22 protein-coding genes and 1 riboswitch are annotated in these 24784 nt (G+C 64.0%); of the genes, 14 read left to right on the top strand and 8 right to left on the bottom strand.

The window, feature by feature from the left end:
• Positions 1-190: 190 nt before the first annotated feature.
• From argH to BMY38_RS05925, 5 genes are all read left to right on the top strand, one after another.
• A complete protein-coding gene (gene argH / locus BMY38_RS05940; RefSeq protein WP_092760630.1) occupies positions 191-1591 on the top strand; it encodes an argininosuccinate lyase in 1401 nt (466 codons plus the stop codon).
• Positions 1588-1737 carry an argininosuccinate lyase gene (locus BMY38_RS17890; RefSeq protein WP_139204664.1) on the top strand — a complete coding sequence of 50 codons (150 nt, stop codon included), beginning with the start codon at positions 1588-1590 and terminating at the stop codon, positions 1735-1737. Before argH ends, BMY38_RS17890 begins: the two co-directional genes overlap by 4 nt.
• 135 nt (positions 1738-1872) lie before the next feature.
• Entirely contained in the window at positions 1873-2343 is a 471-nt protein-coding gene (greA, locus tag BMY38_RS05935) for a transcription elongation factor GreA (protein WP_092760628.1), read from the top strand.
• A 163-nt stretch (positions 2344-2506) separates the two neighbouring features.
• Positions 2507-3442, top strand: coding sequence for a hypothetical protein (locus BMY38_RS05930; RefSeq protein WP_245737507.1), 936 nt, complete (start codon positions 2507-2509; stop codon positions 3440-3442).
• Positions 3443-3566: 124 nt separating this feature from the next.
• Positions 3567-4556 carry a glutathione S-transferase family protein gene (locus BMY38_RS05925; RefSeq protein ID WP_092760626.1) on the top strand — a complete coding sequence of 330 codons (990 nt, stop codon included), beginning with the start codon at positions 3567-3569 and terminating at the stop codon, positions 4554-4556.
• Positions 4557-4577: 21 nt separating this feature from the next.
• On the opposite strand, the gene BMY38_RS05920 is transcribed toward BMY38_RS05925, so the two are convergent.
• Complete coding sequence (locus tag BMY38_RS05920) at positions 4578-4880, bottom strand: hypothetical protein (RefSeq protein ID WP_139204663.1); 303 nt, start codon at positions 4878-4880, stop codon at positions 4578-4580.
• Between the two features lie 294 nt (positions 4881-5174).
• Between BMY38_RS05920 and BMY38_RS05915 the strand changes: the two genes are divergently transcribed.
• From BMY38_RS05915 to BMY38_RS05900, 4 genes are read left to right on the top strand one after another with little or no spacing between them, the layout of a single operon-like run.
• Positions 5175-5540 carry a DUF1636 family protein gene (locus BMY38_RS05915; RefSeq protein WP_092760622.1) on the top strand — a complete coding sequence of 122 codons (366 nt, stop codon included), beginning with the start codon at positions 5175-5177 and terminating at the stop codon, positions 5538-5540.
• Positions 5541-5546: 6 nt separating this feature from the next.
• The gene (locus BMY38_RS05910) at positions 5547-6488 is read left to right on the top strand and encodes a threonine-phosphate decarboxylase (RefSeq protein WP_092760620.1); all 942 of its coding nucleotides are present in this window, start codon (positions 5547-5549) and stop codon (positions 6486-6488) included.
• A complete protein-coding gene (cbiB, locus tag BMY38_RS05905) occupies positions 6485-7438 on the top strand; it encodes an adenosylcobinamide-phosphate synthase CbiB (protein ID WP_092760618.1) in 954 nt (317 codons plus the stop codon). Before BMY38_RS05910 ends, cbiB begins: the two co-directional genes overlap by 4 nt.
• Entirely contained in the window at positions 7435-8277 is an 843-nt protein-coding gene (locus BMY38_RS05900; protein ID WP_092760616.1) for a glycosyltransferase family A protein, read from the top strand. The genes cbiB and BMY38_RS05900 overlap by 4 nt, the downstream gene beginning before the upstream one ends.
• A 4-nt stretch (positions 8278-8281) precedes the next feature.
• Here BMY38_RS05900 and BMY38_RS05895 read toward each other — a convergent pair whose 3' ends face one another.
• Both BMY38_RS05895 and smc read right to left on the bottom strand, forming a co-directional pair.
• Positions 8282-9058 carry a transglutaminase-like domain-containing protein gene (locus BMY38_RS05895; RefSeq protein WP_092760614.1) on the bottom strand — a complete coding sequence of 259 codons (777 nt, stop codon included), beginning with the start codon at positions 9056-9058 and terminating at the stop codon, positions 8282-8284.
• 116 nt (positions 9059-9174) lie between these two features.
• Complete coding sequence (smc, locus tag BMY38_RS05890) at positions 9175-12636, bottom strand: chromosome segregation protein SMC (protein WP_092760612.1); 3462 nt, start codon at positions 12634-12636, stop codon at positions 9175-9177.
• A gap of 164 nt (positions 12637-12800) precedes the next feature.
• A riboswitch (cobalamin riboswitch) is annotated at positions 12801-13018 on the top strand.
• Positions 13019-13055: 37 nt separating this feature from the next.
• Here smc and BMY38_RS05885 point away from each other — a divergent pair.
• Positions 13056-13232 carry a CbtB domain-containing protein gene (locus BMY38_RS05885; protein WP_092760610.1) on the top strand — a complete coding sequence of 59 codons (177 nt, stop codon included), beginning with the start codon at positions 13056-13058 and terminating at the stop codon, positions 13230-13232.
• A 12-nt stretch (positions 13233-13244) separates the two neighbouring features.
• The gene (locus tag BMY38_RS05880; protein ID WP_092760608.1) at positions 13245-13931 is read left to right on the top strand and encodes a CbtA family protein; all 687 of its coding nucleotides are present in this window, start codon (positions 13245-13247) and stop codon (positions 13929-13931) included.
• A 10-nt stretch (positions 13932-13941) separates the two neighbouring features.
• On the opposite strand, the gene BMY38_RS05875 is transcribed toward BMY38_RS05880, so the two are convergent.
• Entirely contained in the window at positions 13942-14256 is a 315-nt protein-coding gene (locus BMY38_RS05875) for a DUF1636 family protein (RefSeq protein WP_092760606.1), read from the bottom strand.
• 41 nt (positions 14257-14297) lie between these two features.
• Between BMY38_RS05875 and cobW the strand changes: the two genes are divergently transcribed.
• Positions 14298-15362 (top strand): cobalamin biosynthesis protein CobW, encoded by a 1065-nt coding sequence (gene cobW, locus BMY38_RS05870; RefSeq protein ID WP_092760604.1) that lies wholly within the window; start codon positions 14298-14300, stop codon positions 15360-15362.
• 120 nt (positions 15363-15482) lie between these two features.
• Here the strand turns inward: cobW and BMY38_RS05865 are convergent, their stop codons facing one another.
• Positions 15483-16400, bottom strand: coding sequence for a pseudouridine-5'-phosphate glycosidase (locus BMY38_RS05865; protein ID WP_092760602.1), 918 nt, complete (start codon positions 16398-16400; stop codon positions 15483-15485).
• Positions 16401-16473: 73 nt separating this feature from the next.
• Between BMY38_RS05865 and cobN the strand changes: the two genes are divergently transcribed.
• A complete protein-coding gene (gene cobN, locus BMY38_RS05860; RefSeq protein ID WP_092760600.1) occupies positions 16474-20175 on the top strand; it encodes a cobaltochelatase subunit CobN in 3702 nt (1233 codons plus the stop codon).
• Between the two features lie 79 nt (positions 20176-20254).
• On the opposite strand, the gene BMY38_RS18680 is transcribed toward cobN, so the two are convergent.
• From BMY38_RS18680 to rpsO, 3 genes are all read right to left on the bottom strand, one after another.
• Positions 20255-20551, bottom strand: a complete 297-nt coding sequence (locus BMY38_RS18680) for a transposase (protein WP_092760598.1) — start codon at positions 20549-20551, stop codon at positions 20255-20257.
• Between the two features lie 203 nt (positions 20552-20754).
• Positions 20755-22887: a polyribonucleotide nucleotidyltransferase gene (pnp, locus tag BMY38_RS05850; RefSeq protein ID WP_092761265.1), complete on the bottom strand. Its 2133-nt coding sequence runs from the start codon at positions 22885-22887 to the stop codon at positions 20755-20757.
• A gap of 270 nt (positions 22888-23157) precedes the next feature.
• On the bottom strand, positions 23158-23427 hold the full coding sequence (gene rpsO / locus BMY38_RS05845; RefSeq protein ID WP_092643522.1) for a 30S ribosomal protein S15: 270 nt from the start codon (positions 23425-23427) through the stop codon (positions 23158-23160).
• Between the two features lie 233 nt (positions 23428-23660).
• On the opposite strand from rpsO, the gene BMY38_RS05840 reads away from it, so the two are divergent.
• Positions 23661-24653, top strand: a complete 993-nt coding sequence (locus BMY38_RS05840; RefSeq protein ID WP_175495779.1) for a calcium-binding protein — start codon at positions 23661-23663, stop codon at positions 24651-24653.
• Positions 24654-24784: the final 131 nt, after the last annotated feature.

The following is a 24784-nucleotide window of genomic DNA, read 5'->3' as shown; positions in this document are numbered from 1 at the left end:
CGAGACATAATGTTGCGTGATATTTCATATGAGCGCTACAATGTGTCTGCTGCGTGCGCAACCGCTGCACTGCGGCGCGACCGCACCGCCATGTGATGACCCCCGCCGCCGCGATACGGCACCGGGGGTAGCGAGCGTCAAGGCAAGTCCGTATAGCGTCAGGCATAATTTCCACAGCATGAGGCGTTCCATGTCGAAGTCGTCCGATAACAGCTCGAACAAGATGTGGGGCGGCCGGTTCGCGGAAGGCCCGGACGCGATCATGGAGGCGATCAATGCCTCGATCGGTTTCGACCGCCGCATGGCGAAACAGGACATCGAAGGCAGCCGGGCCCATGCCGCGATGCTGGCCGCGCAGGGTATCGTCACCGAGATGGATGCCGACGCGATCCGGGAAGGCCTTCTTACGGTGTTGTCAGAAATCGAGGGCGGCACGTTCCGGTTCTCGACTGCGCTCGAAGACATCCACATGAACGTCGAGGCGCGCTTGACCGAGATCGTGGGCCCCGCCGCAGGTCGCCTGCATACGGCGCGGTCGCGCAACGATCAGGTGGCACTGGATTTTCGCATGTGGGTGCGTGACCAGTGTGACGCCGCCATCGACGCCCTGCCCCGACTGATGACGGCGCTGGTGTCGCAGGCCGAGGCCGGGGCCGGTTGGGTGATGCCGGGCTTTACCCATCTGCAAACCGCGCAACCGGTGACCTGGGGCCACCACATGCTGGCCTATACCGAAATGTTCGCCCGCGACCTGTCGCGTTTTGAGGATGCTCGCAAGCGGATGAACGAAAGCCCGCTGGGGGCTGCCGCGCTGGCGGGAACCGGCTTCGACATCGACCGCGACATGACGGCAAAGGCCCTTGGTTTTGATCGACCGTCGGCCAATTCGCTGGATGCCGTATCGGACCGGGACTTCGCACTGGAGTTTCTGGGCGCGGCCACGATCTGCGCGATGCACCTGTCGCGTCTGGCCGAGGAACTGGTGATCTGGTCCTCGGCCCAGTTCCGCTTTGTTCGCCTGTCGGACCGCTGGACGACCGGGTCCAGTATCATGCCGCAAAAAAAGAACCCGGATGCCGCCGAGCTTTTGCGCGCCAAGATCGGGCGTATCTTCGGAGCGCAGACAGCGCTTCTGATGGTGATGAAGGGGCTGCCGCTGGCCTATTCCAAGGATATGCAGGAAGACAAGGAACAGGTCTTCGACGCCGCAGACAGCCTGATGCTGGCGCTGGCCGCGATGACCGGCATGGTGGGCGACATGACGGCGCAGAAGGACAACCTGGAGGCGGCGGCTTCGGGCGGGTTCTCGACCGCGACCGATCTGGCCGACTGGCTGGTGCGCGAAGCCGGTTTGCCGTTCCGCGATGCGCATCATGCCACCGGCGCGCTGGTCAAGATGGCCGAAGATGCGGGCATCGACCTGCCGGATCTGACGCTGGCGCAGATGCAGTCTGTCAACGATAGGATCACCGAAGGTGTATTCGGCGTGCTGGGTGTGCATAATTCGGTCGCGTCGCGCACGTCATATGGCGGCACCGCCCCCGCCAATGTCCGCGCGCAGGTCGCGCTCTGGCAAGAGAGATTGAAATGACATTGCGATTGCTTCCCGTTCTTTTCCTTTTGACGGCCTGCGGCGTCGATGGCGCCCCCGTCCGCCCGTCTGATGTCGAAGACAAACCACAATCCGCCGTGACCCTGTCCGGCAGTGTTGAGGTCGGGATCGCCCGCACCGACTGACGCCAAGTGGCGACATAGCGCGGCAGATACGCCGCCCGCTCATTCCACACCTGTTGCACCTGTCCACGCCCCTGCTAGTCTTGCCTCCAACACGGAACAACGGGGCGGAACAGTCTCCCCGGCAGGAGAATATCCATGGAAAAATTTCCCATGACGCCAAGGGGCATGACTGCCCTTCAGACTGAATTGAAGCATCTGAAATCCGTCGAGCGTCCCGCGATCATCGCCGCCATCGCCGAAGCCCGCGAACATGGGGACCTGTCGGAAAATGCGGAATACCATTCCGCGCGCGAAAAGCATTCCTTCATCGAAGGTCGTGTCAAGGAACTGGAGGGCCTGATTTCACTGGCCGACGTCATCGACCCCGCGAAATTATCGGGCACCGTCAAGTTTGGCGCGACAGTGATGCTTGTCGACGAGGATACCGACGCCGAAAAAACCTATCAGATTGTCGGGGAGCAGGAGGCGGATATCGAAAACGGCCTTCTGAATATCAAGTCGCCGCTAGCCCGCGCCTTGATCGGCAAGGAAGAGGGCGACTCGGTCGAGGTCCGGACGCCCGGCGGCACGCGCGGCTACGAAATCACCTCTGTCGTCTTCAAATAGCCGGATGTCGGACGCCCCCCAGATCGGCCCGCAGACTGGCCCGCAGACTGGCTCGCAGACTGGCGCAGCGCCCCTGACGGCCAGTAAGGCGATGTCAGCCACAACATCGCGCGGCCCCAACCGTCGCCGGACGCGCGGGGGTCGACAGAACGCTGGTATTTCGATGATCGAGATCACGGCGCTTGTCCTCAGCCTTGGTTGGCTGGGATTGGTCGGCTGGTATTTTCTGACGCTGGACGACGACCAAGGCCGCCTGATACGCGGCAATCCGTCCGGCTTTATGATAGCTGTTCTGGGCATTTTCCTGCCCGTCGCATTGATCTGGGTCGCCGCTTCCGTCGCGCGTACTGCCCAGACAATGCGCGAGGAAAGCGCGCGCCTGCAGGCCGCGATCGATACCATTCGCCTCAGCCATCTCGACCAGCAGGCGGCCGACGCCGCAACGCTGAAGCGCGATCTTGGCACGCAGATCGAACAGGTTGCGCGCGCGCAAGCCGTTCTTGGGGCCGAAGTCGCGTCGCTGCACCGCCCGAAAGCGCCCGACGCTATTCTGAGCGCGCCCATCCGGCCCCTTCCGCAATTGCTGCTTCAACCGGCGCTGGCACTGGACACCGAACCCGAAGACGAAGCTCTGCCGCCCGACGACTTCATCCGCGCGATGAACTTTCCCGAGAACGAACGCGATGCCGAAGGTTTCCGCGTTCTGCGGTCGGCTCTGAAACATCATCGCACCGCGCAGCTGGTCACCGCCGCGCAGGACCTGCTGACATTACTGGCGCAGGACGGCATCTACATGGACGATCTGACGGTTCATCGCGCAGACGCGGTGCTGTGGCGTGCCTTTGCCGAGGGCACCCACGGGTCGGATGTCGCGGCCCTGGGCGGCATCCGGGACCGCTCGTCGTTGGCCCTGACGGCAGGGCGGATGAAGGACGATGCCGTCTTTCGCGATGCCGTCCATCATTTCCTGCGAACCTTCGACCGGGTTTTTGCCGATTTTACAAAGATCGCCACAGACGGCGAAATTGTCCGATTCGCAGATACCCGCACGGCGCGGGCGTTCATGCTGTGCGCGCGGGTCGCAGGCACATTTGATTAAGCTCGCGGCGGCCAGGTTCCATACCGAATGGTTCATCCATGCGCAGTCCCTGCGCGAGACACGGGGTATATTTGTCGTGCCGATTGAATAATATCCCAACAATTCCGCATATCGCAGAGGTTCAATGGGACAGCTTGTCGACGGCATATGGCATGATATCGAGTACGATCCGAAACCGGCCGACGGCAAGTTCGTCCGTGCGACCGCGGGGTTCCGCAACTGGATCACACCGGACGGCAGCCCCGGCCCGTCGGGCGAAGGCGGTTTCAAAGCCGAGGCCGGGCGTTATCATCTGTATGTCTCGCTTGCCTGCCCCTGGGCGCACCGCACGCTGATCTTTCGCAAGCTGAAAGGCCTTGAGGACCTGATCCAAGTGTCCGTGGTGCATCCCGTCATGTTGTCCGACGGCTGGACGTTCCAGGCCGACGACCATGGAACAACCGGCGACCGCCTGTTCGGCCTGCCGTTCCTGCGCGACATCTATGTCCGCGCGAAACCCGACGTAACGGGCCGCGTGACGGTGCCGGTCCTGTGGGACACCGCGACGGACACCATCGTGTCCAACGAATCCGCGGATATCATCCGCATGTTCAATTCGGCGTTCGACGGGCTGACCGGCAACGATCGGGATTTCTATCCTGAAAAGCTGCGCCCCGAGATCGACCGCATCAACGCGCGCGTCTATTCCGACATCAACAACGGGGTCTACAAGGCGGGGTTCGCCACGACCCAGACCGCCTATGACGAGGCGGTCACGACGCTGTTCGGGGCGCTCGACTGGCTGGAGGACCTGTTGGGTCGGCTCCGCTATCTTACAGGGGATCGGCTGACCGAGGCCGACTGGCGGCTGTTTGTAACGCTGGTACGGTTCGATTCGGTCTATCACCTGCACTTCAAATGCAATCGCAGGCGGCTGATCGATTATCCGAACCTTTGGGGTTATGCGCGCGAAATGTTCCAGTATCAGGGCATCGCGGACACCGTGAATATGGCCCACATCGTGCGGCATTATCATTGCAGCCATAGTAGCATCAATCCGCACAGGATCATCCCGATCAATCCGATTCTGGACTGGCAGGCCCCGCACGGGCGGGATGCGACCGGTCGTTCATGACCTGAAAATCTGGTCAGAGTGTCAGGCGACTTCGCGCCGGGCACCCGCATGGAATGCAATAAGGGCGGTCAGATCCGACGCCTCGATCTGCGCGGGCAGAATGGCCGCCGCGTTGCCGACGTGACAGAACAGCGATCCGTCCGCAGCCAATCCCCCGCCGCCCAGCAGGATTACCCGCGCATCGGGGCGGCGATAGTCGCAGAAGTCGGCGACCGCCAGGGGGCTGCCATCTGCAAGACCCAGGTGAATCAGGACGACCGCCGGGGCCGCCTCGCAAAGCCAGAGCGCGGCTTCATCCTGGCTGTGGGCCGCAAACAGACGCATTCCTTCTTCGCGCAATGCCTGTCTTGCCCGCAGAAACGCGCGATGACTGCGAAAACATGGGCCAACGGCCAAAATCATCCTTCCGGGTCTGAACATGACGTCACCTTTCGCGGTCTGGCCGCACAGGAACCCCTTCCCTTGCGTAATCTTGCGCCCGATTTCTTAACGGGAGGTTAATTCGTGTGACCCGGTCTGACCCTCGGCGAACCTACGCCGACCCCTCTCCGATTGCCCCAAAGCCATGACCGGGCTATCGGTGGCAAGCCGCAAGAAGCCACACCAACCGGAGCTTTCATGACCACTACGATCACCATCTGCGACACCTGCAAGCGCGACGACTGGAATGCCACATCAGGTGCGACCGACGGCGAGGTACTGGCCAGCCTGATCGAAGCCGCCGCGGCAAACGTGGACAATGTGTCCACGCGGCGCCATTCCTGCCTGATGGGATGTTCCGGGGCCTGCAACATCACGCTGCAATCGACCGGCAAGATGGCCTATACCCTCGGCCGGTTCGACCCTACAAACGAGGCGGCGCAGGGCATCGTGGACTATGCAGCGATGCATGCAGCGACGGATACGGGCGTAGTGCCGTTCCGCGAATGGCCAGTAGCGATCAAGGGGCATTTCGTGACGCGCCATCCGCCCCTGACAGAGTAATCTGACATGCCAGGCGGGCAGCCCCTGCGGGATCATGGTGGTGGCCTTGACGCCGCGTGTACCCGCTGGGGCGGGGCGCGGGAAACATGGCTCGACCTGTCGACCGGGATTAACCCGGTGGCCTATCCAATTCCCGACTTGCCAGCCCACGCATGGACCACCTTGCCGGATCGCGATGCACAGGAGGCGCTGACCGCTGCTGCCCGCGACTTCTGGGCCGTGCCGGACACAGCCGACATCCTTGCCGCGTCCGGCGCGTCCGCCCTGATCGCGCGACTACCGCTGATTGCGCCTGCAGGGCCCGTCGATATTCCCGCCCCGACCTATAACGAGCATGCCGCCGCCTTTCGGATCTCCGGCCGGAAGATCGACCCGGATGGAACGACGCGCGTGTTGGTGCATCCGAACAACCCGGACGGACGGCTCTGGTCGTCCGACGAATTCAGCGACGGACTGACCATTATCGACGAAAGCTTTTGCGACGTCTGCCCCGAGGCATCGCATGTCCAGACAGCCACCGACCCGAACCGCGTTATCCTGAAAAGTTTCGGCAAGTTCTGGGGACTGGCCGGCCTGCGTCTGGGCTTCGCCATCGGTCATCCTGACACGCTGACTCCGCTGCGCGATGCCCTTGGTCCATGGCCCGTCTCCGGCCCCGCGCTGGCCATTGGGGCCGCAGCCCTCAGCGATACCGAATGGGCTGCAACGACCCGAACCCTTCTGCATGCCGATGCCATACGACTGGACGCCTTGATGGCGCGACACGGAACACTTGTCGGAGGCACCGACCTGTTCCGGCTATATGACGTAGGCGACTGCAGGAAGATGCAGGACCATCTTGCGCAGAACAACATCTGGAGCCGGGTTTTTCCCTACTCTGATAAGTGGTTACGCCTTGGTCTGCCGCATCCGAACGCGTGGAATCAACTGGAAAAGGCACTTGCATGATCCTGCCCGTCGCCATGATCCTCGATGCTATCTTCGGGGAACCGGAATGGCTCTGGACGCGTGTCAAACATCCTACAATCGTGATGGGCGTTGCCGTCGATACACTGGACGACCGGCTGAACAGGGGTGGGATGCGCCGCTCAAAGGGAATTCTCGCCATTGCCCTGCTGGTGGTCATCGCTTTCGTTCTGGGTTGGATCATTGCGGCGTTGCCCGACTTCGGACTGCTGGAAATAATCGTCGTCGCCGTTCTGCTGGCACAAAAGAGCCTGGTCGAGCATGTCCGTGCCGTCGCCACCGCCCTGCGCGAAAGCCCCGAGGCCGGGCGCATCGCCGTTGCCAGAATCGTCGGCCGCGACACATCGGACATGGACAAAGATCAGATTGCCCGCGCCGCTATCGAAAGTGCAGCCGAGAACCTGTCCGACGGCATCGTGGCCCCCGCGTTCTGGTTCGTTGTCGGCGGCTTACCCGGCATCCTGATCTACAAAGTCGTCAACACCGCCGACAGTATGATCGGCTACCGAACCCCTCGGCATGAAGACTTCGGCTGGGCCGCCGCCCGGCTCGACGATGTAATGAATTGGGTCCCCGCGCGCCTGACGGCCCTGCTCATTCTCGCATCCAATTTCGCCCTCCGCCACTGGCACCGTGTGCCCAACGACGCGCGGCAGCACCGCTCCCCGAATGCGGGCTGGCCCGAAGCGGCGATTGCCCCCCTGCTGGACCTCGCCCTGGCCGGGCCGCGCAGCTACGGCAGCCGGATGCAGGACTTTCCCTGGGTCAACCCGACGGGACGCAAACAGGCTGACGAAGACGATATCGACGCCGCCATTGCCGTTCTATGGCGGACATGGTTCGGTGCCCTGCTGCTGGTCGTAATGATCGAGCTTTTCAAGGTCGCGCTCAGGTTTGCGACGATGACATTGACCGGGACAGGACTGCCATGACCGACATCGCCCCCGCCGACAGCCATATCGGGGCTGCCGCCTGGAAAAAGTCCTACCGGCCCATGCCCGTCTCGTCCGACCCCCTCGTCGTCTTCGCGGCCCCGCTCATGTCACGCGCCTTCGCCGACGACTGGGGCACGGTCAGCCGAACCGTCGCCCGCGCCGTGGCTTCGCTGCGCGCGCAGACAGACCCGAACTGGCGACTGCTCATTTGTTCGCAGGACCGCCCCGAGGGCATCGACTTCGACGACCGTGTCCGGTTTCTGCCCTTCGAACAGGCAGTGGAAGGCTTCGACAAGAAACCCAAGGTCGAATACCTCTGCCATGCCCTGCCCGACCATATGCAAGGGGACGGCTATCTCTTTGCGTTTGACGCGGACGATGTGATCCACCCCGATCTCGTCGGGTGGATGCGGCGCGATCACAATGGACGCGGCTACTGGCTGCGCGACGGTTACATGATCAACGCGCAGACCGGCGACGTCGGCGTCCTTACATCCCGCCGCCCGTGGGCGCCGCTGCGCCGCCCGTTTATCGCACAATGCGGCTCCAGTGCAGCCATCTACGTCGATTTCCGTACCGACCGCGGGTTCGAGCACGTCGCATGCCACTTCTACCGGCCTGGGCACCGCGACTTCCGCAAAAGTGCCGCGGCACTGGGCCTGCCGCTAACGCGGGTGCCGTTCCCGGCGGCATTCTACGTGATGAACACAGGCGAGAACCATCGACAGAAAATCGGCAAACTCGACCGCAAGCTGGTGCAACTGAACCGTGCACGACTGAAGCCTGCGGACGCGCAGGCCGTGCGCGCCGATTTCGGATGGGACGCGCTGGTCTGAACCTTCAGCCGAGCCGCACATTCACCGTCTGCGTCAGCATGTCGGCCTGACCGAAGCTCGTCAGGAAGGATACATCCGCCGCATCCCGACCGACTCCGATCACCACCATCTCGCTGGCCCGCGCCATGCCCGTCGCATCGACCAGATGCCATGCGCCTTCAAGCCAGATTTCGGCCACGGCGTGGAAATCGGGCGGGTCGACATCGGGCGCATAGACCGACGCGATGCGGGCCGGTATTCCTGCCGCCCGCGACAGCGCGATCAGCACGTGGGCATAATCGCGGCAGACCCCCTGACGTTTGACGAAACTTTCGCGTGCCGTTGTGGCTGCCGTGCTGGACCCCGGCACATAGGTGAACGATTCCATGATCCAGTCGCGCATCGCGATGATCAGCGGCCCGCCCGAAATCTCCCCGAACTCGGCCATGACGAAAGCGTTGAATTCGTCGGACGGGCAATACCGCGACGGCATCAGGAAGGATGTCGCCTCGGACGTCATGGTTCGTGGCGCGCTGGCGACCAGATCGTCGAGCATCGGATCGGGCCGATTGACCGAGACCCGCGCCCTGTAGGTCACATCCAACCGCCCTTCGGCCCGCATCCATGCGCGGGTGCCCAGGGCCGCCTCGCCGCCGATGCGCACGAAGTCATCGACCGGCGTGGTCAACAGCGCATCCTCCTCGACCAGTTGCCCGGCCATGCGGGCGACCTCGACCTGCAACAACAGATCCGTCGCCTCCGGGAAGTCATACGACAGGGCAGCTTCGATATTGATGATCATGGGGGGGTTCCTAACGCGGTCCGACGCAGGCCAATCCGCAGGACCGACATTCGTTCCATGCCATCGCGGATCAGCGGTGCTTCCGCAACAGCATTCGCCCCGGATCAGGCGCGCGTTCAGGCGACCAGAGCCTCGGCCTTCTTCAGGTCGACCGACACCAGTTGGCTGACGCCCTGTTCGACCATCGTCACGCCGAACAGGCGGTCCATCCGCGCCATGGTGACGGCGTGGTGCGTGATGATCAGGAAACGCGTATTGGTCCGGCGCGTCATCTCGTCCAGCATATCGCAGAACCGGGTGACGTTGGCGTCGTCCAGCGGCGCATCCACCTCGTCCAGAACGCAGATCGGCGCGGGGTTCGCCAGAAACACCGCAAAAATCAGCGCCAGTGCCGTCAGTGTCTGCTCGCCCCCTGACAACAGGCTCAGCGTCGAGAGCTTCTTGCCCGGCGGCTGGCACATGATCTCCAGCCCGGCTTCCAGCGGATCGTCAGATTCGACCAGTTCCAGCTTGGCCTCGCCGCCCTGAAACAGGTGCCGGAACAGGGTCGAGAAATTCGCATTCACCGTCTCGAAGGCATCCAGTAAACGCTGGCGTCCCTCCTTGTTCAGGGACGCGATGCCCGCCCGCAATTCGCTCACGGCCTGTTCCAGGTCGGCTTTCTCCGCAACCAGCAGGTCATGTTCGCCCTGAACCTCCGCCGCGTCCTCTTCGGCCCGCAGGTTCACCGCCCCCAGTGCATCGCGCTGCCGTTTCAACGCGTTCACCTGCGTCTCGATCCCCTCGACCGGCGGCAGGGCGTCCGGGTCCACATCCAATGCGGTCAACAACTCCGCCGGTGTGCAGTCCAACGCCTCCGCGATACGCTCCTCGGCGTAGGCGAGGGTTTCCTGTGCCGCATCCATTCGCGCCTCGGCCCGGGCCCGCGCCTCCCGCGCTTCGCCTGCCAGCCGCTCGGCATCCCGCAGTGATTGCAGCGCGTTGCGCAGCGTCGTCTCGCCCGTCGCCAATGCATCCGACGCCTGCGCGCGCCGCGCTTTGGCCTTCGCGATTTCAGCGGCCAGATCGTCGCGCTGCCGCGCCAGATCGTCGGGCATCACCAGCGCCGTAGCCAGCTCCGCCTCCGAGGCCCTGCGCCGCTCGGTCAGCTCGGCCAGCCGTTTGTCAGCGCTGTCCAGACGCAGCCGCCAGGATGCCAGATCCTTCTCGACCTGCGCCAACCGCCGTGCCCGCACCTCGCTCTCGCGCATCAATTCATCGGCCTGCGCGCGGCGTGCCATCATTGCGATGCGCGCGGCCTCGACCGTGGTACGGATCGTCTCCAGGGCTGCGCGGGCCTCGTCCAGCGGGGCCAGATCGCGCCGTGCACTTGCCGCCTCACGCTGCGCTTCACGGGCTTCCAGCATCTCGGATTCGAAGCGCGCAACGGCCATCTGCGCCGTCTCCAACCGAGACGCAGCCATCCCCCGCGCGCCTTCCGCCTGCGCCAGACGACGGCCCGCATCGGTCAGCGCACGATCGGCATCGCGGCGTGTATCGCGGGCCAGCGCCTCGGCCTCCTTGCGACGGGTCAGCGTCAGGACCAGCGCATCATGCGCGGCGCGCGTTCCATCGGCGCGCGCCTCGGCCTCCTCCAGATCCTGCCGCAGGGACGCCAGCCGGTTCACCTGTTGCAGACGCAGGGCCGCCGACGACGGCGCGGCATCGGCCGAGGCACGATACCCGTCCCAGCGCCACAGGTCGCCATCAGTCGAGACCAGCGTCTGCCCCGGTTGCAGACGGGGCTGCATCTGCGCCGCCTCATCGGGCGAGACCAGTCCGATCTGCCCCATCTTCCGTGCCATCACGTCGGGCGATTCGACAAAGCGGGCCAGCGGTTCGATCCCGTCCGGCAACCCGGCCACCCGGTCATAGGGCGGCAGCATGGCCCAGCCGGCCTCCTCCTCGTCGCCCGCGCCGATTTCCGACGCCCGCAGATCGTCGCCATAGGCCGCGCCCAAGGCTGCCTCGAACCCCGGAGTCACCGTCAGCCGATCCAGCAACGGCTCGCCCTCTCCGGTGTCACGGGTCAGCATCTTGGCAAGTGCCGTTGCCTCCGCACCCAGTGTGCTGGCCACGCCCTCGGCCTCCGCCCGCTCGGTGCGGGCATGGCCTTCGGCGTCCTGCGCCGCTTCGCGTGCGGTTTCCGCCTCGGTCGTGGCAACTTCGGCAGCACTCGCGGCATCCTGCGCACGGCTCTGGTCGGCGGCGGCCTGTTGTGCCTGCGCCGTCGCCTCCTCCACGGTTGCACGCGCCGCATCGGCCTGCGCGCGCGCCGCTTCGGCCTCCGACTCCACCCGCGACACGCGTTTGTCGGCATCGTCGGCCATCCGGGTGACCGATTGGTGCCGCGCCGACAGCCGCGCCAGATCTTCGGTCAGCGTCGACAACTCCCCCTCGCGCGCTGACAGAACCCGCGCGGCCTCCTCGGCTTCGGACTGTGCCCCGGTCTGCGCCGCCCCCTCGCCGTCCGCGGCGGCAATCAATTCCGCCTGTTCCGCCACCAGCCGGGCAATCGTCTCGCCCGCGTCCCGGTTCAGCGTGCTTTCGCGGGCCGCATCCGCGATCAGTTGCGCGATTCGTGCCTCCAGCCCTTCGATCATCGCCCGCGCCTGCCGTTCCCGCTCGGCCAGGGTGTCGCGCTGCACGGTCAGCCGCTGCAGAACGGCACCCGCCACGGCCTCCTCCTCGCGCAGCGGCGGCATCGCTTCCTCGGCCGCCTGACGCGCCGTGTCGGACCCGACCGCGACCCGTTCCGCCGCCGCCGCCTCGGTCAGGCGGGTGCGCAGCGTCGCATCCGCCGCTGCCCGCGCTTCTTCGGCCTCGCGCCAGCGGCGATAGAGCAGCAGCCCTTCGGCATGCCGTAACTGCGTGCCGATTTCGCGATACCGCGCCGCCTGCCGCGCCTGCCGGGCCAACGACGCCAGCTGCGTGGCCAGTTGTTCGACCACATCGTCGACGCGCGTCAGGTTTCCCTCGGTCGCGTTCAGCTTCAACTCCGCCTCATGCCGTCGCTGATAGAGACCGGAAATCCCGGCGGCCTCTTCCAGAATACGCCGCCGTTTCTGCGGCTTGGCGTTGATGAGCTCGGAAATCTGTCCCTGTCGCACCAGCGCCGGGGAATGCGCCCCGGTCGAGGCATCGGCGAACAGCATCTGCACGTCGCGCGCCCGCACATCTCTGCCGTTCAGCTTATAGGCCGACCCGGCATCCCGCGTGATCCGACGCACCACGTCCAGAGCATCGGCGTCGTTGAAGGCGGCGGGCGCGGTCCGGTCCGCGTTGTCCAGTGCCAGTGTCACTTCGGCGAAATTGCGCGCGGGACGGGAGGACGCGCCCGCAAAGATCACATCTTCCATTCCGCCACCGCGCATGGCGGTCGGGCGGTTTTCGCCCATGACCCAGCGCAGCGCCTCCAGAAGGTTGGATTTGCCGCAGCCGTTCGGACCGACGACGCCGGTCAGCCCGTCGGCAATGACGAGGTCGGTAGGGTCCACGAAAGATTTGAACCCGTTCAGGCGAAGGCGAGAGAACCGCATACCGGATTTTCCGCCCGGCCCGGCGGGCACGTCAAGGTCTGACCGCAGGATTTGGGGCCCTTTAGGCAAGTTCTCCACAACATATGCACTGGGCATCCCACATCTGGGGTCGCATCATGACCCACAAAGGGCGCAATCGCGCTTGACGGGCGCAGGTCGTGCGGCGCATCACCCTATGGCAAGGTTCCCCGATGCACCCAAGTGCCAAGGGGATTGAAATGGGAATGCGGTAAGGGGGATCCAATCAGGAACCCAAAGCCGCAGCCGCCCCCCGCGACTGTATGCGGAGAGGAACGGGCCATATGCCACTGGGGAAACCTGGGAAGGCGGCCCGTACCATCGACCCGTAAGCCAGGAGACCAGCCCTGCACCATGAAACCGTGATCCCGTCGGGTGTGACGGGAAGAAGGAGATATATTATGACGCCCCAGACCCTGACCACATCGGCCCTTCCGCAGGTCCGCGATGCCGCAGGCCTGACCTTCGCCGCACTGCTGGGCCTGGGCCTTTTGTTCGTGGCAAGCTTCAGCCAGGCTGCGGTCATGCACGACATGGCCCACGATCAGCGCCACGCGCTGGCCTTTCCCTGCCACTGATCTGATCCGAATATGACCAGACATGTGCTGACCGGCGGATTGATCGCCGGGCTGATCGCAGGGCTGTTTGCCGTTCTGCTTCAGCTGACATTCGTCGTTCCCCTTCTGCTGGAAGGGGAGCTTTACGAGACCGGCGCCCGTGTGCATTTCGGGACCGGCGACCCGAAATCCATCGCCGGATCGCCCGGCATCATCGCTGAGGACGTCGCGCGCCATGCGGGCACCCTGGCGATAAACCTCGTGTCATGGATCGGCTTTGCGATCCTGCTCATGGTGGGGTTCGCGCTTGCGTCCCGTTCCGGTCACCGGATCGACGCCCGCAAGGGGACGATCTGGGGCATGGCGGGCTTTGTGGCGGTCACACTGGCCCCCGCCATGGGACTTGCGCCGGAACTGCCCGGCACGATCGCCGCCGATTTGCAGGCGCGACAAATCTGGTGGGCCGCCACTGTCGTGCTGACCGCCGGTGGTCTGGCGGCCTTGGCTTTCGGACGCAGCCCGCTTGCCATTTTCGCAGGGGCAGTCGCCATCGCACTGCCCCATATCGTCGGCGCACCGACGCTGGATACCTATCTGGGCGTCAGCCCGCCCGAATTGTCAGCGCAGTTCGCGGCCCGCGTGCTGGCAGTCTCGGCGGCGATCTGGGCTGTGTTGGGGGCGGCTGCGGGGTGGCTGTGGATACGGTCACCAGCGGTATGAAGCCAAAAGTCTAGGCCGGGATACAACCGCGCAGCATTGTGCGAAGTCGACCGCAAGCCCGTGCATCCGTCACGACACCACCGGGTGCGGCCCGCCACAGCCTGACAAAGGCGGCGATCTCGGCGGCCTGATCCTGCGGATCGGCCTGGGCAAAAAGATAGGCGGCGCGTCCCGGTGCGCGAAACGCCAACGACACGGGGTGGCCACAGGCGTTCAGACACGCGGCCACCTCGACCACAGCATCCGGCACCGCTTCGCGCAGTGTCGCCACCATTCCTGCCGTCCGATCCGGACGGCATCCGCCACAGACGACGATCTTTTCCATTTCTGTCACATTCTTCACTTCCGCTGCCACGAGGCCCTGCCATGCAAACCAAAATCCCAGCCACCATCGTCACAGGCTTCCTGGGCGCGGGCAAGACAACCCTCATCCGTCATCTGCTGGAAAACGCCGGCGGACGGCGCATCGCGCTCATCATCAACGAATTCGGCGATCTCGGCGTCGATGGCGACATCCTCAAGGGCTGCGGCATCGAAAACTGCACCGATGACGACGTGGTGGAACTCTCGAACGGCTGCATCTGCTGCACCGTCGCCGACGACTTCATCCCGACGATGGAGGCGCTGCTGAACCGCGAGACGCCGCCCGACCACATTGTCATCGAAACCTCCGGCCTCGCCCTGCCGCAGCCGCTCGTGCGCGCCTTCCACTGGCCCGGCCTGAAGACCCGCGTGACCGTTGACGGCGTGGTGACGGTACTTGATGGACCCGCTGTGGCCGCCGGAACCTTTGCCGCCGACATCGCCCGTGTCGATGCCCAGCGCGCCGCCGACGACGGCCTGGACCACGAAACGCCGCTGTCCGAGCTCTACGCCGATCAGGTCGCCTGTGCCGACATGATCGTTGTCAACAAATCCGACCTGCTGGGCGACGGCACCGCGCCGCTGGTCGCCCGCCTGAAGTCAGAAGCGCGCGAGGGCGTGCAGGTCGTCCCCGCCACCATGGGAGCGCTGCCCGCCGATGTGCTGCTGGGCCGGGGCCAAGGCGCGGAGGACGACATTTCCGCCCGCCACGAAGTGCATCATCACCACCATCATCACGACGATGACCACCCTGATGATCACGGCGATCACCATCACGAACACGGCCATGATGCTTTCGAGTCGTTCATCGTCGACGCCCCCGAAGTCACCGACCCCGCCGCTTTCGCTGTCAAGGTCGCGGATGTCATCCGCGACCACGGCATCCTGCGCCTCAAGGGTTTCGCTTCGGTCACAGACAAGCCGATGCGCCTGACGGTTCAGGCCGTCGGACCCCGCGTCGATCATTATTTCGACCGTCCGCTGGGCGGCGACCCGCGCGGCGCGCGGCTTGTCGTCATCGGTCAGGCCGGGCTGGATCAGGCCGCGATCACGCAAGCCCTTCAGTGATCTTCGGGCCCGCCGATCCCCGCGCATCGGGAACGGCGGGTCTGATACGCCCGCCATGGCTTTACTGAATCTGGTCCCTTTGGCGATATCAAGCCGACCTCAGCATGTTCCTTGAGCGTGTCAGGCCAACGCCGCCACGGCGATCCGCGCGGCCAGTCGCGCATTGTTCAGCACCAGTTCGATATTTGCCCCCAATGCCTTCCCCTCGGTCACGAGGTTGAGCCGTCCCAACAGGAACGGCGTTACATCCTTGCCGCTGATCCCCTCGTCCTCTGCTGCCACCAAGGCCTCTTCGATCGTCGCACCAATCTCCGCCGCATCTAGCGCGTGTTCCACCGGAATCGGATTGGCCACCAGCATTCCCGTTCCCATCCCCAAAGCCGCATTCGCAGCCCGTGCCGCCGCGATTTGTGCCGGATCGTCGAACCGCTCCCCCGCGATGACGCCGGAATGGGGCGTATAGAACGCCGGAAACTCGTCCGATCCGAAGGTCATGACCGGCACGCGCAGTGTCTCCAACACCTCGATTGTGCGCGGAATGTCCAGGATCGACTTCACACCGGCGCAAACAACCAGCACATCCGTCGCGGCCAGCTCGGTCAGGTCGGCACTGATGTCCATCCCATCGCCCCGGTGCACCCCCCCGATCCCGCCTGTCGCAAACACCCCGATCCCGGCCAGCGACGCGATCCGCATCGTCGCGCTGACCGTCGTGCCCGCCGTGCGGCCCTTGACGATACAGGCCGCCAGATCACGAGAAGCTGCCTTGACGACGCCGGTGTCGCGGCCCAGCCGCTCGACCTGATCGGCGGTCAAACCCGCACACAGGTGTCCGTCGATCACGGCTATGGTGGCCGGAACCGCTCCTTGATCGCGTACGGCCTGTTCAACCTGCAAGGCGACCTCGGCATTGCGCGGCCAGGGCATACCGTGACTGATGATCGTGGATTCCAGCGCCACCACGGCACGGCCCTGCGTCAGGGCAGTCGCAACTTCGTCAGTCATGTGAACGGGGATCGTGCTGTGTGTCTGCGTCATGGGATGCTCCTGCTTTGGCCCCTCTTGCACCCAACCGGCGGCTCCCGCAAACCCCCGCGTGAAGGAGACCGCCATGCATCTGCTCGCCGCCACACCCGGAGCCATCGACGACGGCGAACCGGTGGATCTGGGCCAGACTCCGGCGGACCTCGTGGTGATCACGGCGGCGGACACCGAACTCGCCGCCCTGTCCGAAGCACGGGCGACGATGACAAAGGCCCCCAGCCTGCGATTGGCCAGTCTGATGCACCTGCGCCACCCAATGTCGGTGGACCTGCATCTGGACGCCTGCGCGACGAAATCGAAACTGGTGGTTGCGCGCATTCTGGGCGGGCGCGGCTACTGGACCTATGGCCTGGAGCAGTACGCCGCCCGCCTGCACGAAGCGGGCGTGCCGTTCGCGGCTCTGCCCGGCGACGACAAACCCGATCCCGAACTGCGCGACCTGTCTACCGTCGCGCCCGACGACTACGACGCCCTGTGGTCCTGTCTGGTCGAGGGCGGATCGCAGAACGCCACCACTTTCCTGACTCACGCCCGTGCGATGATTGACGGAACAGGGCGTCCGGCCCCGGCCCGGCCCCTTCTGCGCGCCGGTCTCTACTGGCCCGGCATATCCGATGCGACCGCCATCACCCTGCGCGACCATTGGACAGAAGACGCTCCTGTCGTGCCGATCGTGTTCTATCGCGCTCTGCTGCAAGGGGCGGGTCTGAACCCGGTCAATCGCCTCGTCAAAGCCCTGCTGCGTGCCGGTCTGAACCCGATGCCGGTGTTCGTCGCCTCGCTGAAGGACCCGGTCAGTCAGGCCACGCTGGAGTCGCTTTTCACCGCGATGGCCCCCGATGCCATCGTCAACCTGACAAGCTTCGCCGTGGGCGATCCCGCTGCGAATCCACTGGCCGCGCCCTTCGCCAACAATGCTCCGGTGTTTCAGGCCGTGCTGTCCGGCGGAACCGAAAGCGCATGGCAGGACGGCCTGACCGGCCTGTCGGCGCGCGATATCGCGATGAATGTCGCCCTGCCCGAACTGGATGGGCGCATTCTGACCCGCGCCATCGGCTTCAAGGGCGAGGCATTCTTCGACGAAGCCACCCAATGCCCCATCGCCACGTGGAAGGCGCAGGGCGACCGCATCACTTTCGTGGCGGACCTCATGGCGAATTGGTGCCGCCTGCGCCGCACGCCCGCGCCCGACCGCCGTGTCGCTTTGGTGCTGGCGAACTACCCGAACCGCGACGGGCGATTGGCCAACGGCGTCGGCCTCGACACGCCTGCCGCAACTGTCCACGTCCTGAACCTACTGGCGCAGGCAGACTACGACACATATGCCCCTGCAGACAGCGCTGCGCTGATGGCGCAGATCATGGCGGGCCCGACCAACTGGCTGACCGACCGCGCCGACAGAACAGGCGGCGAGCGCCTGTCCCTCACCGACTACCGCAGCTTCTACGACACCCTCCCCCTGACAGCCCGCCAACAGATAGAAGATCGCTGGGGACAGCCAGAAGCCGATCCTTTCTTTGCTCCCGACCTATTCCCGCGCGAGGCTCCGACCGACGGCCCGGACGGTACATTTGCCCTGTCCATCCACCGTTTCGGTAAAGTCGTAGTGGCCCTGCAACCGGCGCGTGGTTACAACGTCGATCCGACTGACAGCTACCATTCCCCCGACCTTGTGCCGCCGCACAACTACCTTGCGTTCTACGCCTGGCTGCGCGCCAATTCCGACGCCATCGTTCACATGGGCAAGCACGGCAATCTCGAATGGCTGCCGGGCCGAGCCATTGCTCTGGGCGACACCGACTGGCCGGAAATCGCGCTCGGCCCCCTGCCCCATGTCTATCCGTTCATCGTCAACGATCCCGGCGAGGGAACGCAGGCCAAGCGCCGCGCCCAGGCCGTTATCATCGACCACCTGACGCCACCTTTGACGCGCGCCGAAAGCTATGGGCCGATGCGCGACCTCGAAGCGCTGGTGGACGAATATTACGAAGCCGCGGGCGTCGACCCGCGCCGTATCGACCTGCTGCGGCAGGAAATCCTCAGCCTCGCGTCTGTCACCGGCCTCGACACTGACGCGGGCATGACGGGCGACGACGGCGACCTTGCCATACTCGATGCCTACCTGTGCGATTTGAAGGAAGCGCAAATCCGGGATGGCCTTCACATCTTCGGCCAATCCCCCGAAGGCACGCTGGAGCGGGATCTGCTCATCGCGCTCGTCCGTCTGCCGCGCGGCCAAGCTCCGGAGGACGCATCGTTGATCCGCGCGCTTGCCAGGGATTGCGGCGTCGATATCGATCCGCTCGATTGCGACATGGCCACGCCCTACACCGGGCCGCGCCACAAGTTTTTGCAGGCGGTCGGCGGCGGCACCTGGCGCAGCAACGGCGACACCGTCGAACGGTTGGAGGGGTTGGCGCAGATGGCGGTCCAATGGGATGAGCATCCCGCGCATTTCACCAATACCCGCCCCGTTCTCGAAGCGATCCACACTGACATCCTGCCCCGCCTCCGTGCCTGCGGTCCGGCCGAAGGAACGGGCCTGCTCACTGCCCTTTCGGGGCGTTTTGTCGCCCCCGCACCCTCCGGCGCACCCACACGCGGACGGCCCGATGTCCTGCCAACGGGCCGCAACTTCTATTCCGTGGACAGCCGCGCGGTTCCGACGCCGACAGCCTGGAAACTCGGCTGGAAATCCGCATCGCTATTGGTCGAACGCCACCTTCAGGATCATGGTGACTGGCCCCGCGCCATGCTGGTAACCGCCTGGGGCACCGCAAACATGCGGACCGGCGGCGACGACATCGCGCAGGCGCTGGCCCTGATGGGCGTAAAACCGCAATGGGACAGCGCCAACCGCCGCGTCGTCGGTTTCGAAATCATTCCCGCCACCGCATTGGGCCGCCCCCGCGTCGATGTGACTTTGCGCGTATCGGGGTTTTTCCGCGACGCCTTCCCGCAGCAGATGGCCCTGGTCGACAGTGCCGCCCGTGCTGTTCAGGCGCTTGATGAACCGGCAGCGGACAATCCGGCAGCAGAGCGTTTTCGCGCAGGCCAGAGCGCCGCCCGCGTCTACGGCTCCAAACCCGGAGCTTATGGCGCAGGTCTTCAGGCAATGATCGATGAAAAACTCTGGGCTGACCCCGCCGATCTGGGCCGCGCCTATGTCGAATGGGGCGGCTATGCCTATGGCACCGGCGAGGGCGCGCCGGATCACGATGGCCTGCGTCAGCGTCTCGGACAGGTCGAGGCCGTGGTCCAGAACCAGGACAACCGCGAACACGACCTGCTCGATTCAGACGACTACTACCAGTTCGAAGGCGGGGCGGCGGCGGCGGTCGAGATGCTGCAAGGCACCAAGCGCCCCGTCTACCATAACGACCATTCCCGCCCCGAACGCCCCGTCATCCGCACGCTGGAGGACGAGATCGGCCGCGTGGTCCGTTCAAGGGTGGTGAACCCGAAATGGATCGAGGGCGTCAAACGCCACGGTTACAAGGGCGCGTTCGAGATTGCCGCGACCGTCGATTACCTCTTTGCCTTCGCCGCCACGACCGGAGCCGTCCGCGACCACCACTTCGATCTGGTCGCCGCCGCCATCCTGGAAGACGATGCGACCCGCGATTTCATCGAAGCCGTCAACGCCCCGGCCCTGGCTGACATCGCGGATCGCCTGTGCGAGGCCATAGACCGAGGACTCTGGCGTCCGAAATCGAATTCGGCGCGCGGTCTGATCGCGCGATATGGGCGCGGTGACGCCGCATCCTAAACCTGAGGCATATCCAGCAGCCTTGACGGAGTTCCAGCATTCCTGTGGATCGAAGAGGTCGCAGATGTCGCCAGGAGCTTCAAACAGAGCGTTGGAAGTTCTGGCCCCGATCCGTCGCAAGTGGGATTTGAGCTTCGGGAACGCCAATTTCCGGGACTAAACACCTAGGATCGGGACTGTATGGCGGCAGGAACAAGTGCCAACAAACGTGTCTTTTCATGGCCTCTGCTGCCGGCGGGCCTTTATGGGTGGACAGGTTATCGAGGATGACAACGGTGCCGGGTTCGAGTTCGGGGACCGGTTGTGTTTCGATGTCAGTGTCGAATGCCGGACCGTTCATAACCCCGGCGATGACCCAGGGCGCGACCCAGAGCACGGTGCAGCGATGACAGTTTCACCTGAACCCTTTCGGTTTCGGACAGCGCTGTGGCCAACTCCTTCAGCGTGATGTCCGGCTCCGCAGGCACGATATCCACGACTCCACGAGACAACCGAGGTGAGGAGCCCGCTTGCCGAACCTCCAACGAAATAGGCCCCGGCATGCCGCCGGGGCCTATCGCATTGCCGGAACGTTCCGCCTTATTCGGCGTCTTCGCTCGCCTGCTCTTCACCGGTTTCCTGATTGACCATCTTCATGGCCAAACGGACCTTGCCACGATCGTCGAAGCCCAGCAGCTTGACCCAGACGTCCTGTCCTTCTTTCAGAACATCGGACGGATGGTTCAGGCGGCGGTTCTCGATCTGGCTGACGTGGACAAGGCCGTCCCGCTTGCCGAAGAAGTTCACGAAGGCACCGAAGTCGACAATCTTCACGACCTTGCCCTTGTAGACCTTGCCCTCTTCCGGCTCGGCTACGATCGAGTGGATCATATCGTAGGCCTTCTGGATGGCCTCGCCGTTGGCGGACGCGATCTTGATCGTTCCGTCATCCTGGATATCGACCTTGGCGCCCGACATCTCGACGATCTCGCGGATGACCTTGCCCCCCGATCCGATGACTTCCCGGATCTTGTCCGTCGGGATCTGCATCGTTTCGATGCGCGGGGCATGGGCCGAAAACTCGGTCCGGCCTGCGGTCAGCGCCTTGGCCATTTCGCCAAGGATGTGGATCCGGCCTGCCTTGGCCTGCTCCAAAGCCTTTTCCATGATCGCGGGCGTAATTCCGGCAATCTTGATGTCCATCTGGAGAGAGGTGATGCCCGCTTCGGTGCCCGCGACCTTGAAGTCCATGTCGCCGAGGTGATCCTCGTCGCCAAGAATGTCGGTCAGGACGGCGAACTCACCATCCTCTTCCATCACCAGACCCATGGCCACACCGGCGACAGGTGCTTTCAGCGGAACGCCCGCGTCCATCATCGACAGCGAACCGCCGCAGACTGACGCCATCGAGGAGGAGCCGTTGGATTCCGTGATCTCGGACACCAGACGAATGGTATAGGGGAAGTCCGTCGCCGACGGCAGAACCGCCTGAAGCGCACGCCAAGCCAACTTGCCGTGGCCGATTTCGCGACGCCCCGGAGGGCCGAAGCGACCGACTTCGCCAACCGAATAGGGAGGGAAGTTGTAATGCAGCAGGAAGTTGGATTTGAAATTGCCGTGCAACGCGTCGATGAACTGCTCATCATCGCCGGTGCCCAGCGTGGTCACGACCAAGCCTTGCGTCTCGCCACGGGTAAACAGGGCGGACCCATGCGTCCGGGGCAGCAGGCCAACTTCGGATTCGATGGCGCGCACGGTGTCGAGGGCGCGCCCGTCGATCCGCTTGCCGTTCTTGACGACATCGCCGCGCAGAACCGCCGATTCCAGCTTCTTCAGCGCGGTACCGAGGTTCGGATCGTCCAGTTGCTCGTCCGTCAGGGTCGCCTTGATGGCATCCTTGGCGGCGGAAACGGCAGACGTCCGCTCCTGCTTGTCGGTGATCGCATAGGCGGCACGCATCTGGTCTTCACCGGCGGCTTTGACCGCAGCGAACAGGTCCGAATAATCGGGAGCCTGGAAATTGAACGGCTCCTTCGCGGCGGATTCCGCCAGATCGATGATCAGGTCCAGAACCGGCTGCATCTGTTCGTGACCGAACTTCACGGCGCCCAGCATCTCGGCTTCCGACATCTCGTAGGCTTCGGATTCGACCATCATCACGGCATCTTTGGTGCCGGCCACCACAAGGTCGAGACGCTGCTCGGGGTTGTTCTTGAGATCCTGCATGTCGTCGACCGACGGGTTCAGGATGTAGTCGCCATCGACGAAACCGACGCGGGCACCGGCGATCGGGCCCATGAAGGGCGCGCCGGAAATCGTCAGTGCGGCGGAGGCGGCGATCATGGCGACGATGTCCGGGTCGTTTTCCAGATCGTGCGACAGCACGGTGCAGATCACGAGGACTTCGTTCTTGAAGCCCGGTACGAACAGCGGGCGCAGCGGACGGTCGATGAGGCGCGATGTCAGCGTCTCTTTCTCGGTCGGGCGCGCTTCACGCTTGAAGAAGCCACCGGGGACCTTGCCCGCGGCATAGTATTTTTCATTGTAGTGAACGGTCAGCGGGAAGAAGTCCTGTCCGGGCTTCTGCGCCTTGGCATAGGTGACGGCGGCCATCACGGACGTCTCGCCGTAGGTGGCGATGACGCTGCCGTCAGCCTGACGCGCGACCTTGCCGGTTTCGAGCGTCAGGGTGTCATGACCCCACTCGATCTCTTTTTTAACGATGTTGAACATTTCGTATCCTGTCTGACGCCCGCTGGCCCCTGCCAGTGCGTCGTTGAATGGCGGCCCCATTGCCGCCGACCCCTGTCATCGTTTCATGCGCCGGGATCGAAGCGTCACGTCTCAGATGGAGGGCGTGTAGCGGAGTTGCGCGCGGTTGGGAAGGCGGTAGAAGACTGCATCTTGTCGCGCAGAGAAACGATATATCCGGCGGCCGTTTGCAAGACGCAAAAAGGGCCGCACCCTGACAGCGCGGCCCTTTGGAATTCGATCATGCGCAGGTCAGCGGCGGATGCCAAGACGCTTGATCAGGTCCTGATAGCGTTCTTCGCTTTTGCCGCGTGCGTAATCCAGCAACTTGCGGCGCTGCGCGACCATCATCAGAAGACCACGACGCGAGTGGTTGTCCTTCTTGTGGGTCTTGAAGTGCTCGGTCAGGGTGGTGATGCGGCTGGTCAGGATCGCGATCTGGACCTCGGGCGAACCGGTGTCGCCTTCCTTGGTCGCGAATTCCTTGATCAGGCGGTTCTTCTCTTCAACGGTAATCGACATCGGGGGCTCCTTGAGGTTTGAGGAATGGCGCAGGCCGGGATGTCGTCCAGCAAGGCCCTTGGAGAAGGGCGCGCATACACGTTGTCGCCCAATATGAAAAGCCCAGGGCACAAGTTGGCGGGCATTAATGTTTTGATTACGGTCCGGAGGGTAGAACGGGGGGCGCCATGACGGAATGAACCGGGAACCGGGGTGCAGTTTCCACGGCCATGCGCCGTTCACGAGGTGATACGATGTTTCTTCTTGCAGGTCTGGTCGGACTGTTCGTGTCCGGCATGATGGTCGCGATGCCGTTTCCTGACGAATCGTCGGAAGCGGACGACGCCACCGATGCTGACGCCGAGGAAACCTCGGAGGAAGCCTCGGGCGGCAGCCTTCTGGATATGCTCGGGGACGGGGAAACCACTTCGCCCGCTGCCACGCTACAAAATGTCGGGGCCGACGCGGACGCCATTTCCGGCCTACCTGTCATACCCATCGGGGACCTCGATGAAATCGTGCCGGATGCGCCGCCCCGCGATCAGATCGCCGGCGATCACCTGACCGACGGGATGGCCGGGTCGTCAGCCGGGCCAATCCACTTGGACGGCGATGCAATGCTTGGCAACGGGTCAGCCGACGACATGACCGGCGGTGACGGCAATGATGTCCTGTCCGGCGGCAGCGGTTCGGATCAGCTGCACGGCGATGGCGGAGACGATACCCTGCACGGCGATACGGGCGACGATCTTCTGTCGGGCGGTGACGGAGACGACCTGATTGACGGTGGCGACGGCAACGACCGCCTGTTCGGCGGCGAGGGCCGCGATACGCTTGTAGGTGGTGCGGGCGATGACCTGCTGGACGGGTCGGTCCTCGACAGTGACACTGGCCTGGACCGCGACACCGGCGACAGGCTGCTGGGCGGTGAAGGGAACGATACCCTTGCCGGCAGCAACGGCGATACTCTGATGGGCGGCTCTGGCGAGGATCTCTATCTGTTCCGCGCCGCGTCGGTGGCGCAATTCGGAACAGGCGGGGCGCTGGACGATGCCCCTGTGATCGAGGATTTCGATCCGGTGGAAGATGCCATTGAAATAATGTTCGAGGGCGACGGCATCCCGGTTTTCAGGATTGTCCCGAATGGGACTGAAACGCACATCGAGGTGGACGATGTGATCGTCGCACGTTTGGCCGGAACACCTGACCTGAGTCTGGACCACATTCAGTTAGTTCAAATCGGGTGAGGCAGGTTGGCAATATACCACCCATACGTTCGTCGTCCTAAACGATTGAAACAATGGATGCTCGTCGCGTCAATTGTTGCGATATTTGAATAAGAGCCTATTTTAAAACATATTTCTTCACCTTGAGCGCC

It is taken from the genome of Jannaschia helgolandensis, from assembly GCF_900109285.1.
Taxonomy (GTDB): Bacteria; Pseudomonadota; Alphaproteobacteria; order Rhodobacterales; family Rhodobacteraceae; genus Jannaschia; species Jannaschia helgolandensis.
This window is presented reverse-complemented; position numbering and strand designations above follow the sequence as displayed.